This is a genomic window from Pseudoduganella sp. R-31, assembly GCF_049913235.1.
GTDB lineage: Bacteria > Pseudomonadota > Gammaproteobacteria > Burkholderiales > Burkholderiaceae_D > Rugamonas.
On record NZ_CP183986.1, the window covers coordinates 6,446,198 to 6,458,984 of the forward strand.

The 12,787-nt window shown below is 70.8% G+C and carries 18 protein-coding genes; all 18 read right to left on the reverse strand.

Going from position 1 to position 12,787, the window contains the following annotated elements:
• Positions 1-8: 8 nt before the first annotated feature.
• Genes ACN9MY_RS29480 through ACN9MY_RS29565 form a run of 18 tightly spaced genes read right to left on the reverse strand, consistent with a single transcriptional unit; the run spans position 9 to position 12,785 of the window.
• Positions 9-713: a sigma-70 family RNA polymerase sigma factor gene (locus ACN9MY_RS29480; protein ID WP_426336534.1), complete on the reverse strand. Its 705-nt coding sequence runs from the start codon at positions 711-713 to the stop codon at positions 9-11.
• Between the two features lie 11 nt (positions 714-724).
• Positions 725-1,474, reverse strand: a complete 750-nt coding sequence (gene fliP, locus ACN9MY_RS29485; RefSeq protein ID WP_426165618.1) for a flagellar type III secretion system pore protein FliP — start codon at positions 1,472-1,474, stop codon at positions 725-727.
• Positions 1,471-1,827: a flagellar biosynthetic protein FliO gene (locus tag ACN9MY_RS29490; RefSeq protein WP_426165620.1), complete on the reverse strand. Its 357-nt coding sequence runs from the start codon at positions 1,825-1,827 to the stop codon at positions 1,471-1,473. The genes fliP and ACN9MY_RS29490 overlap by 4 nt, the downstream gene beginning before the upstream one ends.
• The gene (locus ACN9MY_RS29495) at positions 1,820-2,164 is read right to left on the reverse strand and encodes a FliM/FliN family flagellar motor switch protein (RefSeq protein WP_426165622.1); all 345 of its coding nucleotides are present in this window, start codon (positions 2,162-2,164) and stop codon (positions 1,820-1,822) included. Before ACN9MY_RS29495 ends, ACN9MY_RS29490 begins: the two co-directional genes overlap by 8 nt.
• Before the next feature lie 19 nt (positions 2,165-2,183).
• A complete protein-coding gene (locus ACN9MY_RS29500; RefSeq protein WP_426165624.1) occupies positions 2,184-2,933 on the reverse strand; it encodes a FliM/FliN family flagellar motor switch protein in 750 nt (249 codons plus the stop codon).
• Entirely contained in the window at positions 2,933-4,120 is a 1,188-nt protein-coding gene (locus tag ACN9MY_RS29505) for a flagellar hook protein FlgE (protein WP_426165626.1), read from the reverse strand. Before ACN9MY_RS29505 ends, ACN9MY_RS29500 begins: the two co-directional genes overlap by 1 nt.
• Positions 4,121-4,129: 9 nt before the next feature.
• On the reverse strand, positions 4,130-4,537 hold the full coding sequence (locus tag ACN9MY_RS29510; RefSeq protein WP_426165628.1) for a flagellar hook assembly protein FlgD: 408 nt from the start codon (positions 4,535-4,537) through the stop codon (positions 4,130-4,132).
• A 3-nt stretch (positions 4,538-4,540) separates the two neighbouring features.
• Positions 4,541-5,392, reverse strand: a complete 852-nt coding sequence (locus tag ACN9MY_RS29515; RefSeq protein WP_426319495.1) for a hypothetical protein — start codon at positions 5,390-5,392, stop codon at positions 4,541-4,543.
• The gene (locus ACN9MY_RS29520) at positions 5,382-5,852 is read right to left on the reverse strand and encodes a hypothetical protein (RefSeq protein ID WP_426165632.1); all 471 of its coding nucleotides are present in this window, start codon (positions 5,850-5,852) and stop codon (positions 5,382-5,384) included. The genes ACN9MY_RS29515 and ACN9MY_RS29520 overlap by 11 nt, the downstream gene beginning before the upstream one ends.
• Positions 5,849-7,156, reverse strand: coding sequence for a FliI/YscN family ATPase (locus ACN9MY_RS29525; RefSeq protein WP_426336535.1), 1,308 nt, complete (start codon positions 7,154-7,156; stop codon positions 5,849-5,851). Before ACN9MY_RS29525 ends, ACN9MY_RS29520 begins: the two co-directional genes overlap by 4 nt.
• Positions 7,156-8,070, reverse strand: a complete 915-nt coding sequence (locus ACN9MY_RS29530; protein ID WP_426336536.1) for a FliH/SctL family protein — start codon at positions 8,068-8,070, stop codon at positions 7,156-7,158. The genes ACN9MY_RS29525 and ACN9MY_RS29530 overlap by 1 nt, the downstream gene beginning before the upstream one ends.
• Complete coding sequence (locus ACN9MY_RS29535; RefSeq protein WP_426336537.1) at positions 8,058-8,531, reverse strand: hypothetical protein; 474 nt, start codon at positions 8,529-8,531, stop codon at positions 8,058-8,060. The genes ACN9MY_RS29530 and ACN9MY_RS29535 overlap by 13 nt, the downstream gene beginning before the upstream one ends.
• Positions 8,528-9,946, reverse strand: coding sequence for a flagellar basal-body MS-ring/collar protein FliF (gene fliF, locus ACN9MY_RS29540; RefSeq protein WP_426337665.1), 1,419 nt, complete (start codon positions 9,944-9,946; stop codon positions 8,528-8,530). Before fliF ends, ACN9MY_RS29535 begins: the two co-directional genes overlap by 4 nt.
• Positions 9,947-9,964: 18 nt before the next feature.
• Positions 9,965-10,270, reverse strand: coding sequence for a flagellar hook-basal body complex protein FliE (gene fliE / locus ACN9MY_RS29545; protein WP_426165640.1), 306 nt, complete (start codon positions 10,268-10,270; stop codon positions 9,965-9,967).
• A complete protein-coding gene (gene flgC, locus ACN9MY_RS29550; RefSeq protein ID WP_426165642.1) occupies positions 10,267-10,692 on the reverse strand; it encodes a flagellar basal body rod protein FlgC in 426 nt (141 codons plus the stop codon). The genes fliE and flgC overlap by 4 nt, the downstream gene beginning before the upstream one ends.
• Positions 10,692-11,072, reverse strand: coding sequence for a flagellar basal body rod protein FlgB (locus ACN9MY_RS29555; protein WP_426165644.1), 381 nt, complete (start codon positions 11,070-11,072; stop codon positions 10,692-10,694). Before ACN9MY_RS29555 ends, flgC begins: the two co-directional genes overlap by 1 nt.
• 14 nt (positions 11,073-11,086) lie before the next feature.
• The gene (locus ACN9MY_RS29560; RefSeq protein ID WP_426165646.1) at positions 11,087-12,205 is read right to left on the reverse strand and encodes a flagellar basal body P-ring protein FlgI; all 1,119 of its coding nucleotides are present in this window, start codon (positions 12,203-12,205) and stop codon (positions 11,087-11,089) included.
• 1 nt (position 12,206) lies between these two features.
• Entirely contained in the window at positions 12,207-12,785 is a 579-nt protein-coding gene (locus ACN9MY_RS29565) for a flagellar basal body L-ring protein FlgH (RefSeq protein ID WP_426165648.1), read from the reverse strand.
• Between the last annotated feature and the right edge of the window lie 2 nt (positions 12,786-12,787).

Genomic DNA, 12,787 nt, shown 5'->3' on the forward strand with positions numbered 1-12,787 from the left:
TGCTCTCCCTACAGGCTGACGTCCAGCCCGCGTCCGCGCAATTGACGGCGCAGCGCCGTCATTGCCTCTTTGTGTAATTGGGTCACGCGCCCGGCCGACAGCTCGCAGTCCTGCGCAATCTCGCCGAACGGCTGCTGCTGCAGGTAGTGCGCATGCACGATGCGGCGCTGCAGCGGCGGCAGCTGCTCCAGCGCCGCCATCAGGGTATTGCGCAGCTGGCGCAGCTCGACGCCATGATAACTGTTGTCGGCATACTCCCTTTCGCCGGCGGCATACAGGCCGGTTTCCTCCAGCAGGAAGCCGACCGCCAGCCCGATGGCCAGTTCGGCCAGCTGGCCGAAGACATCGGCGTCCTGCCCGTCCGCCAGCGCGCCCACCCGCTGCGACACGATGCGCTTGCGCGCGGCCACCTGCTCGCGCAGGTCGCTGGCCGAATCGATGCCGTTCAGGATGGCACCGCTGACCCGCGACGAGGCAAACGTCTCGAACTTGGCGCCGCGGCTGTCCTGGTAGCGGTCGATCGCTTCCAGCAGGCCGACCCGGGCGTACTGCAGGTAGTCGTCGAACTCCAGGTCGTCCTGCACGCGGCGCGCGTACATGCGCGCCGCGTGCATGCGTGCATACGCATCGTAGGCTTGCGCCAGCGCGGCGCGCGCCTCGGCCTCGCCCCCGTGAAAGCGCTGCCATACCGTTTCAAGGACGTCCTCCGACACCGGCATTGCCCTCAGACGAAAGTACCCAGCAGGGCGCGCACCACCAGGTTCCAGCCGTCCATCAGCACGAACAGCAGGATCTTCACCGGCAGCGAGATCGAGGCCGGCGGCACCATCATCATGCCCAGCGCCATCAGCGCCGACGACACCACCAGGTCCACCAGCAGGAAAGGCAGGAAGATCACGAAGCCGATCTGGAAGGCAGCGCGCAGCTCGGACAGCATGAAGGCAGGAATCAGCTGCAGCATGCTGATGTCTTCCATGCTGGCCGGGCGTTCGGCGTGCGCCAATTCCACCATCAGCGCCAGGTCCGCTTCGCGCGTCTGGCGCACCATGAACTCGCGCAGCGGCGCCAGCGCCTTGGGGATGGCCTTTTCAGCAGTGAGCTTGCCCGCCACATAGGGCTGCAGGGCCTGGGTATTGGCCTGCTGCAGCGCCGGCGCCATGGTGAACATGGTCAGGAACAGCGACAGGCTGATGATGACGGCATTGGGCGGCGTCTCCTGCATGCCCAGCGCATGGCGCAGCATCGACAGCACGATCACGATGCGGATGAAGGAAGTCATCGACATCAGGATGGCCGGCGCCAGCGACAGCACGGTCAGGCCGAGCAGGATGCGTACCGCCGCCGAAGTGTCGGCGCGGCTGGCCCCGCCCAGGTTAAGCTGGATGGCCGGTGCGCTGTCCGGCGCGGCCCAGGCCACGCCCACCCACAGCAGCAGCGCCAGTACGGCGCCGGCCTGGCACAGGCGGCGCATCATGGCGCCACCGGCGCTACGGCTGCCGGCGCGGCAGCCGCTGCCACCTGCGCCACGCCGTGTTCGGTATGCGCCAGCAGCAGGCGCTGGCCCTCGAATTCCACCACCACCAGCTGGGCGCGCGGGCCCAGCGGCTGGCGTTCCAGCACGCGCAGCAGGCGGCCGCCGCTGCCGCCGCCCGCCTGCGGCAGGCGGCGCCGCAGGAACAGCACGGCAACGATCACCAGCAGCGACAGCAGCAGCACCGCCACGGCGCCGCCGCCGACCGGCGCGGCGCCCAGCGGCGTGTCCTGCTTGAAGGGGATGGCCGGCGCGCTGACGACGGCGCTGGCCGTTGCGGCAACTGCTTCAGCCATGGCTGCGCGGCGCCACTTCCGTTACCCGCACGCCGAACTGGTCGCCCACCACCACCAGTTCGCCGCGCCCCACCACCTGGCCGTTGACCACCAGGTCGAGCGGCGCATCGACCGCGCGGTCCAGCGTGAACACGGCGCCGGCCTGCAGCTCCATCAGCTGCGCCAGGCTGGCCTGGGCCTGCCCGACCTGCACTGTCAGGCCGACCTGCACCCCTTGCAGCAAAGCGCCCTGGCCCAGGGCCAGCGGGGCGCCGCCGCCATGGCCGCGCAGTTCGGCCAGCTCGACGCGCTCGGCCAGTTCAACGGATGCGGCCTGGCCGCTTGCATGACTGCTCATTACGATCTTCCTTACAAAATTAAACAGGGGCCGGCGCGGCTTGCACCGCGAGGGCCTGGCCCACCTTGCCGAGGTGGGCGTGGAACAGGGTGCTGGCGCCATCCGGGGCCAGCACGGGCAGCGGCTGCTCGGCGCTGCGGCCAAGGCGGATCACGTCGCCCACGCGCACCGCCATCAGGTCGGCCAGGTCGAGCTCAATGCTGCCCAGCTGCACCGGCAGCGCCAGCGTGGCAGCGCCGACTGCCGCCTGCAGCTCGCAGGGCGCCAGCGGCGCCAGGGCTGCCGGAGCGGCCGGGGCCAGGGCAGCCACGGCGGCATGGTCGAGCAGGATGGCCAGCGCCTGGCGGCCGAAGTGCAGCTGCACCAGGGCCGCGCCGGAGCCGGCCGCATACAGTTCGCGCGCGGGCGCCAGCGCGCCGACGCGCTGGCCTGCCGGCAGCGCCGTCCCCAGCGCCTGCAGCAGCGCTTCCTGTGCGCGCCCGGCCAGCGCCTGCGCCAGGCCGGTGCCCGGCGCCGCGCCGCACAGCGCGCGCTCCAGCGCGCCGCCCAGTTCATCCGGCCAGGCCAGCCAGGCCCTGGCGCCGCCAGCGCCTTCGAAGGCGGCGCGCGGCGTCCACAGCGCGGCAGCGCCGGCCCGCAGCGCCACGCACTCGATGCGCTCGGGCGCCAGGCCCCAGGCCTGCTGCCATGGACGCAGCGCCGCTTCCAGCGCTGCGCGCAACGCCGCCAGGCGGCTGTCGCTCAATAAGATGTAAGGCCTGGTGTGCATCAGCGCTTCATTTCAAACAGTTGCTGGATCATTTCGTTGGCCGTGCTGACCACGTGCGAGGCGGCCTGGTAGCCGCGCTGCATCAGGATCAGGTTGGAAAATTCCTCGGCCAGGTCGACGTTGGAACCTTCGCGGTGGCCGGCCTGCAGCTTGCCGAAGGTGGCGCTGCCGGCATAGCCATAGCTGGCCACCACGTCGGCGTTGCGGCGGAAGGCGCTGCCGCCCGCTTCGCTCAGGTCGCGCACGCTGTCGAAGTCGGCCAGCGCCAGGCGCGGCCCGGTGCTGGTCTGGCCATTGCTGTACTTGATGGTCACCAGCCCGTCGCTGCCGATGGTCTGGTCCGACTTGGAACCGGCCGCGTAGCCGTCCTGGCTGGCGAAGGCGATGGTGGAAGCGCCGGGCTGCGCCATCACGTCGCTGGCGAAGTCGAACTTCAGGCTGGTGGCCGTCAGGCCGGCCGGGGTCCAGTCCACCGTCACCGCATTAAAGCCCGGCACCGGGTAGGCGCCGGCAAACTTCAGCGTGCCGGTGCCCACCGTGGTGGCGCCTTCGCTGATGGTCAGCGCATACTCGCTGTTGCCGTTGTGGTGGATTTTCATGCTCAGGCTATGGCTGGTGCCGTTGGCGTCCACCGCGGTGATGCTGGGCACGGTGACATCGGCCAGCGCCGCCGTGCTGCCGGCTGCCGGCGACGGGATCGCGCCGGCGAACTTGAGGGTGGTGGTGGCCTTGGCCGGGCTGCGCAGCTGCTTGTCCAGCACCAGGTCGGACAGCGTCCCGCCCTCGCCCATGGCCTGCACCGCGTCGCCGGCCGAGTTGACCAGCGCGCCTTTGTCGTTGAACGAGAAGTCGCCGGCGCGGGTGTACAGGTATTCGTTGTCGCGCTTGATGACGAAGAAGCCGTTGCCGTTGATGCGCAGGTCGGTCGGGTTGCCGGTCGACTGGTCCTGGCCGGCCTGGAAGTTGACCACCGTGCCGCCGACCGCCATGCCGCTGCCGCCGCTGCCGGCGTTGCTGCCGGCAGCGCCCTGGCCGCCGCCGGCCTGCTGGTCGAACAGGGCCGTGAAGCCCAGCTGCGAGGACTTGAAGCCGGCCGTGTTGACGTTGGCCAGGTTGTTGCCGACCGTGCGCAAGCCTTTTTCGTGGCCCAGCAAGGCGGAAGTGCCGATAGTGATCGATTCGAACATGCTGCCCCCTTAGCGGATATTGATGATCTGCGACAGGTTGATATTGGACTGCGAGCGGGCGCCGGCAGTGACGGTCATCAGCGGCTGGCCGCTGGCCAGCGACAGCGCCGACACGGTGCCGGTAAATGGCGCGCCGTTGACGTTGATGTCGACCGTCTTGCCCAGCAGGCCCAGGGCCTGGGTCGAAGCCTGGTTGGACAGCATGCCGTCCAGCTTTTCGTTGAGCTGGCGGGTCTGTTCCAGGTTGGCGAACTGGGCGATCTGCGCCACGAATTCCTGGTTGTCGACCGGCTTCAGCGGGTCCTGGTTGTTCAGCTGGGCGGTCAGGATCTTCAGGAAGTCCTCGATGCTGACGTTGGCCGAATTGGAGGTGCCGCGCGCGCTGCTGCTGACGGCCGATGCGCTACTGATGGTCATGTCCTATCCTTTCCCGTTGTGGACCGGCGGCAGCTGCGCCGCGGCGGTATATGCGTTGAATGCGTTGCGGCGCGCGTGGTCGCTGGCGGCGCGCAGGGCGCCGTCCGGCAGGCGCTTGCCGTTGATGCTGAGGGCGGCCAGGGGCTGGCCCTGGGCTGCCAGTTCGCCGGCCAGGGCTGCCGCCACGGCCGCTACCTGGCCCGGCTGCAGGCTGGCATCGCGCAGCCAGGCTTGCATGCCCTGGCCCTGCGCCGCCAGGCGCAGCAGGCGCGGCGCGTAATCTTCCTGCGGCGCGGCGGCCGGCTGTCCCGGCTCCGGCTGCGCTTCGGCCGCGCCCTGCGGCTGTTCCGCTGCGCCGTTGCCGTCCTGCGCCAGCGCGCCGGCTGCGAAGCCGAACCCGGCGCGCGCGGCGGCCAGGCCCGGCAGCGCTGCGGCAGCCACGCCAGCCGCCGGGGCCGCAGCGCCCGCGCTGCCTGGCCTGGCGCCCACTGCCGCCATGCCGGCAACGGCTGCATGCCCGACGGGCGCGGCGCCGGCTGGCCCGCCGTCCATCGGCACGCCAGCCGCCGGCGCCGCGCTGCCGCCCGCCTGGCGCATAGCGGCCTGCCCTGCCTTGCGGCCGGATGCCGGATTTTCAGCTTGCTCTGCCGGTTCGCCGCGCTGTGCCTGGTGCTGGCCCTGCGTGCTCTCTTGCGGCGCATTGCCGCCATGCTGGCCCGGCGCATGCGCGCCGCCGCCTGCAAACAGCGCATCCTGCAATTGCGCCAGCCAGCGTTCCTGGCGCGCCTGCGCGTTTTGCCGGTTCATGCGCTGCGGCACGCCTCCAGCCGCCGCCGTTTCCAGCTCAATTGCCATCGCCGTCCCTCCCCGCCTGCAATACGCCCCACAAATCGTCGGTCTCGCGCGCCTGCGCCTGCAGCCGTGCGCGCACGAATTCGCGCCGCAGTTCGCTGCGGTGCTTTTCCAGGCCGTCCAGCGCGCGCCGCGCGCCCGCCAGCTGCGCCACCTGTTCGGCATGCGCATCCTGCCGCTCGGCCAGCGCACGGCTGGCCGCTTGCGCCGACTGCGCCAGCGACGCCAGGTAGCGCCCGTGTTGCAGGCATTGCTGCGCCGCCAGCAACTGGCCCGAGCCGCTGATGGCCGCCCATTGCGCACAGCCGTCGGCCAGGCGCGCCTGGGCGCCGCCGGCCACCGCCTCGGCTTCGGCCAGCAGCGCATTCTGTTCCGCCAGCGCCTGGCGCGCCTCGTCCAGCGCCCATTCGCGCAGCAGGCGCGCCGGCTCCAGCGGATAACGGAAGCGTCCGCGCCCGCTCATGGCGCCGCTCCGATGGCGCGCCGCAGCCGCGCCAGCGCATCGGCGCGCGGGCTCGATTCGTGCACGCTCTGGCACAGCACCGTACGCAGCGCCGGGTAGGCGTGCAGCGCGCGGTCGATGGCGGCATTGCTGCCGGCGCGGTAGGCGCCCATGTCCACCATCTGGCGGTTGCGCTGGTAGGTGGCCAACTGTTCGACCACGCTGCCCATCAGGGCCAGCTCCTCGCGCGTGGCCAGGTCGCCGGCCAGGCGGCTGGTGCTTTGCAGCACGTCGATGGCCGGGAAATGGCCTTCGTGCGCCAGCTCGCGCGACAGCATCACGTGGCCGTCCAGCGTGGCGCGCACGATGTCGGAGATCGGCTCGTTGAAATCGTCGCCCTCCACCAGCACGGTGTACAGCGCGGTGATCGAACCGCCGCTGGCAGCGGTGCCGCAGCGCTCGCACAGCGCCGGGATGTCGGCAAACACCGACGGCGTGTAGCCGCGCGCGGTGGGCGGCTCGCCCGCCGCCAGGCCGATCTCGCGCCGCGCCATGGCAAAGCGCGTGATCGAATCCATCATCAGGAGCACCTGCTTGCCCTGGTCGCGGAAGTACTCGGCCACCACCGTTGCGGCCTGGGCGGCGCGGGTGCGCGCCAGCGCCGGCTGGTCGGAGGTGGCCACCAGCACCACGCTCTTTTTCAGGCCTTCGGGGCCCAGGTGCTTTTCCACGAATTCACGCACTTCGCGCCCGCGTTCGCCGATCAGGGCGATCACGTTGATGTCGGCCTGCACGTCGCGCGCCAGCATGCCCAGCAAGGTGCTCTTGCCGACGCCGCTGCCGGCAAAGATGCCGATGCGCTGGCCGCGTCCCAGCGGCAGCAGGCCGTCGATGGCGCGCACCCCGGTTTCCAGCACCTTGTCGATGCGCGGCCGGCTCAAGGGATTCATGGGCGGGGCCTGCAGCGGACGCTGCTCCGTGGCCTGCGGCACGGCGCCGCCGTCCAGCGGCTGGCCGAAGGCATCGATCACGCGCCCCAAGAGCGCCGGGCCGACCGGCATGCCAGCCTGCACGCCGGTGGCGCGCACGGTGTCGCCGATACCCACGCCGCGCAGCGCGCCGTAGGGCATCAGCACCACGCGGCCGCGCTGCAGGCCGACCGCTTCGGCCGCCAGCGGCGGCGCATCCTGCGGCGTGATCTCGCACACTTCGCCGATGGTGACGTCGGGGCCGAGCGCTTCCAGGCTGTAGCCGGCAATGGCAGCCACCGTGCCGAGACGTGACGTCAGCGGCACATTGCGGGCGGCGTCCAGGTACTCGCGCATCAGGCTTCTCCTGCGCGGGCCGCTGCCAGCGCCTGGCGCAACTGGCCAAGCTGGTATTCGAGGCGCGCGTCGAGGGTGCCGGCCGGGCTGTCGATCAGGCAGCCGCCCAGCTCGATGCCGGCGTCCGGCACGTAGCGCAGCGCGGCGCCGCCGTCCACTTCAGCGGCCGCCATCAGGGCGCAGTCGGCCGGATGCAGGCGCACCGTCAGGTCGCGCCGTTCGCGCAGCGCGGCCAGCTGCACCTGCAGCATGGCGTGGATGCCGGCGCGCGTGGCAGCCTGCTCGCCCAGCACGCGGCAAACGATGGTGAAGGCCAGTTCCACGGCGTCTTCCTGCAGCGAAGGCGCCAGCGTGCCCTGGGCTTGCAGCAGTGCGCCGGCGGCGGCCTGCAGGCGCGCCACCTGCGCTTGCACCAGGTCTTCGGCCACGCGCTGCGCCTGGGCGGCGCCGTCTTCCAGGCCGCGCCGTTCGGCTTCGCCATAGGCGGCGCGCAATTCCTGTTCGGCCTGTTCGCGCCAGGCGCTGCGCTGGGCTTCGGCCTGCGCCAGCCAGTCGCGCTGGGCCTGTTCGGCGGCGGCGATCCAGGCTTGCTGCTCGGCCTGCAATGCGGCGCGCAGGCGTGCGCTTTCCGCGGCGATGGCTTGCGCCAGCACGGCGTCCGGCTGCACGGCAGCAGCCGGGCTGGCCGCTGGTGCCGGCGAGCTGGCGGGACGCTGTTCTTGCGGCGCGGCGGCTGCCGGCGATGCGGCCGGGCTGCGCTCTTGCGCGACGGGCGCAGCGTGGCCGCCGGTTGCGGCGCCGTGCGGCTCGGCGCCATGCGGGTCGGCGGCTGGCGCCACCAGGTGCGGCGCGCCGGGCGCGCGCAGGCGGCGCGGGCGGGCGGCAACGGCGGCGGCGCGGATTATCGGGTCCATCGGAATACCTTTGCCAGGGCCGCGCGCCAGCCCGGCGCCGCTGCGGCGGCCGGCAGGCGGCCGGCTACCAGCTCCACCAGGGTACGGGCAACGGCAGGCGCCACCGGCCCCTGCGCCGCCTGCGCGGCAGCGATGCGCTCGCGCTGCGGCCCCGGGAACAGCGCCAGCAGGGCTGCGCCGGCGGGCCAGGCTTCCAGCGCCAGGAATTGCGCCACCAGGCCGGCCGGCTCCTGCGCCAGCACGGCAAACAGCGCTTCGGCGCTGGCGTTGCGCAGCACGCTGGCGGCCGGCCGCGCGGCAGCGGCAACAGCCGGGGCGCGCGCGAAACCGAGCGCGCTCAATTCGGCCAGGTAGCCGCGCAGGATGTCCTGGTCGGCTGGCGGCAGTTCAGCCAGCACCTTGTCCTGGTCGGCCGTGCTCAGGCCATGCAGCGCGGCGGCGGCCTGCTTGTGACCGTTCATGGCTGCTCCGTCGGCAAGCGCTCGCCGGCGGCAGGCGCCGCGATCCAGCTGCGGATATCCAGCACCAGGCGCTCGCGCGCGGCATCATCCAGCGGCGCGGCATCGGCATCGCGGCGGCGGGCCAGCAGCAGGACGGAGGCCGGCACGGCCGCGCCCAGCAGCAGGGCTGCCAGCATCCACACCAGGTTGCGGCCGGCCGGCGCCGCTGCCTTGCCGGCGGCTGCTGCCGGCGTAGCGTCGGCCGGGCTGGCATCGGCATGGCCGGCGATCGGGGTCGGCAAGCTGTCCGGCAGGCTGCCGAACTGCTGCATCGAATACAGCACCAGGGCATCGCCCCGTTCCTGGTTCAGGCCGACGGCCGATGCCACCACTTCCTTGAGTTTTTCGATCTGGTCTTCGTTCAGCGACTGGCGCACCAGTACCGCCACCGTCATGCGCTTGACCGCGCCGCTGGCCACGTTCAGCTGCTCGGTGCGGCGGCCCACCTGGTAGTCGGCTTCGGTGGTGCTGCTGCCCGGATTGCGCGCCACGGCGTCGTTCTGGCCGCCGCTGGCGTCGCTGACCACCTTGCGCTCGCGCACCACGGCCTGCGCCGGCAGCACCTGCTCCAGCGTGACGCGGCTCTGGTCCATGTTCAGCGAGAGGTCGATGCTCGCGACAGCCGTGCCGGCGCCAAAGGTCTGGTCCAGCACGCGGTTGACCTTCTTCAGCAGGTAGTCTTCGCCGCCGCGCTTGGCGTCCAGCTGGCCGCTGGCCGCCGCTTCCGCCGCGTCGCTGCCGCCGGCGCGCGTCAGCGCCACGCCATGCTGGTCCAGCACCGTCACGTCGGCCGCGGTCAGTTCCGGCACCGAGGCCGCCACCAGGCGCTGGATGCCCAGCACCTGCTCGGCGCCCAGGGTATGGCCCTGCTTCATGGTGACCGTGACCGAAGCCTTGGCCTTGGCCGCCTGGCGCTTGAACAGGCCCTGCTCCGGCACCGCCAGGTGCACGCGCGCCGTCTGCACCTCGTCGATGGCCAGGATGGTGCGCTGCAGCTCGCCCTGGATGGCGCGCTGGTAGTTCACCTTCTGCACGAAGTCGGTCATGCCGAAATCGGCATTGTTGAACACTTCGAAGCCGACCGCGCCGTGCAGCGGCACTTCCTTGCCCATCAGCTTGAGGCGGGTCTTGTACACCATGTCCTGCGGCACCAGGATGGTGCGGCCCTCCCCGCCCAGCTGGTACGGGGTTTTCGACTTGTCCAGTTCCGCAGTCATTGCCGCCGCATCGGCCGGCGACAGGTCGGCAAACAGCACCTGGTAGTCGGCGCGGTAGATCCACCACGCCAGGCCGCCCATGACCGCCACGATCAGCAGCAGGCCCGCCGCGATGCCGTTACGCGCGCCGCGGCCCAGGCCGCGCCAGCTTTCCATCATTCCATTCACTTACGACTCCTAGACTTGCATCCGCATCACTTCCTGGTATGCATCCAGCAAGCGGTTACGTACTTGTGCCAGCAACTGGAAGGACAGCTTGGCTTCTTCCATGTGGATCATCACTTCGTGCAGGTTCTGCACCTGGCCGGTGGCCAGCCTGCGCAGGTCGTTTTCCGACGTCGCCAGCGTGGCGTCGACCTGGCCCACTTCACGCGCGATCCAGTCGGCGAAACCGGGCGCCGCCACCGGCGCGGCAGGCACGCCCAGGGCCGCAGGTTCGACCGCATCCACGGCGCCGATCGCGCCGATCGCTTCGATGCTCATTGGTTGCCCCCGATTTCCAGCGTGCGCGCGGCCATGGTGCGGGCGGCGGTGAAGGCCGCCAGGTTGGCTTCGTAGCTGCGCAGCGCCAGGTTGACGTTCAACATTTCCGCCGTATGGTCGACGCCCGGATAGGCCACCATGCCCTTGGCATCGGCATAGGGATGGCCCGGTTCGTACACCAGGCGCGGCGCCACGGCCTGCGGCACCACGGCCTTGACTTCGGCGCCGCCGCCGGCCAGGGCGAACTGCTGGGCAAAGGCCAGCGGGCGCGCCTGGCTCACCAGGCGCAGCGGCTGGTAGGCTGCCGCCGCCGACGGCGCGGCCTGGTTCATGTTGGCCAGGTTGGCCGCGGTCAGGTCCAGCCGCAGCTTTTCCACTGCCATGCCGGTGGCGCTGATTTGAAATGCCGCCTGGTAGCTCATTAGCGTTTCCCTTCGTTGATGGCCGTGCCCAGCACGGACAGGTGTTTGTTCAAGGCCTTCAGCAAGGCCTGGTGCTGCAGCGTGGTCTGCGACAGCTGCGCCAGTTCCATGTCCAGCGCCACTTCCTGGTTGGCATTGCTGGGCGCCAGCGTTTCCAGGCGCGGACGGTAGGCGGCCAGCTCGGACAGCGACGGCGCACGCACCTGGCCGGCAGCGTCCATCAGGCCGGCCACGCGGCTTTCGAAGCTGACGCCGATGCGCTGGTAGCCCGGCGTGTTGGCGTTGGCGATGTTCTGCGCGATCGCCTGCTGGCGCATCACGGCCGCGTCCAGGGCCATGCCGAGCAGGCGGGTAGTGCTTTCTTCAATCATCGGTACCATGGGCTTCCTCGGGTTTATTGCACGACCAGGTCGGCGTGCAGCGCGCCGGCGGCCTTCACCGCGCGCAGGATGGAAATGATGTCGCGGGTATTGGTGTGCATGCGCGCCAGCGCGTCCACCAGCTCGGCCACCGTGGTGGCGCGCGGCGCCAGGTAGCCGGTGCCGCCCTGCTCCTTCACGTCGACGCGGCTGTTGCTGACGGCCACCGTCTGCACGTCCGGCCCGGTGCGGCTCACCAGCAGCGGCTGCGACACCGTGTTGTCGGTCACGATCGACACCTTCAGCTCGCCCTGCGAGACGGCCACCTTGTCGATGCGCACGTCGCCGCCGGCCACCAGGGTGCCGGTGCGTTCGTTGATCACCACGCGCGCGCGGCGGTCCGGTTCCACCGTCACGTTTTCCAGCGCCGCCAGGAAATCGGCCAGGCGCGTACGGCGGCTGGGCGGCACGTTGACTTCGACGCCGGCGGCATCCTGGGCCTGCGCCAGGCCGGCGCCCAGGCGCGCATTGATGGCGTCGGCCACGCGGGTGGCGGTGGTGTAGTCCGATTCGGCCAGCACGAAGGTCACCGTATTGCGCTCGCTCAGCATGGTGCTGCGCACGCCGGCCTCGATGGTGGCGCCGCCGGGAATGGAAGCGACCGTCGGATGGTTCTTCTGGATCACATTGCCGTTCATGTCGTACTTGTAGCCGCCCACCGACAGCGCGCCCTGCGCCAGCGCATACAGCTGGCCGTCGGCGCCTTTCAGCGGCGCCAGCATCAGGGTGCCGCCCACCAGGCTGCGCGCATCGCCCAGCGAGGTGACGGTGACGTCCAGCGCGTCGCCGGGACGGCCGAACGGCGACAGCGAGGCTGTCACCATCACGGCCGCCACGTTGCGGCTCTGCACGTCGTCGGCCGCCACTTGCAGGTCGAAGCGCGCCAGCATATTGGCGATCGACTGGCGGGTGGCCTTGTTGCGCGGCGAGTCGCCGGTGCCGGCCAGGCCGGTCACCAGGCCGTAGCCGGACAGCGGGTTCTCGCGCCAGCCTTCCATCTTGCCCAGGTCCTTGATACGCACCTGTTGCGCGCCGGCCGGCAGGCTCAGCGCCAGTGCTGCCAGCGGCAGCAGGATCCAGCTCCACTTCTTCACGTCACACTCCGAACAGGGTCAACAGGCGCTGCCACCAGGCCGGGCGCTGGCGCTCGGAGATATCGCCCTGGCCGGCGTAGCTGATGCGCGCTTCCGCCACGCGGGTCGACAGCACCACATTGGTGTCGGACACGTCCTGCTGGCGCACCCGGCCCTCCAGCGTGATGGTCTGGCGCTCGTTATTGATGTCGACCTGCTGCGTGCCCTGCACCAGCAAGTCGCCGTTGGCGGCGATCTCGCGGATGCCGACCGTGATCTGGGCCAGCACGCGCCCGGCGCGCTGGGTGGTGCCATGGCCGTCGCTGTCGTTCTGGCTGCGGATGGCGGCGCCGTGCGTCAGGCCGTTCGGCGTGCGCACGTCCAGCCCGACCTGGGCGCTGCGGCCGGCATTGGTGCCGGCGCTGCTGGTGGCGCTGGAATTTTCATAGACCATGACCGTGATCAGGTCGCCCACCTTGCGCGGACGCAGGTCCGAGGTCAAGGGCTGGTAGTTTTGCGGGCGATACAGGCTGTCGGCCATGGCCGGCAGGCTGGCGGCCATGGCCAGCCAGATCAACCCTTTTAAGACTGCACGCAACATGT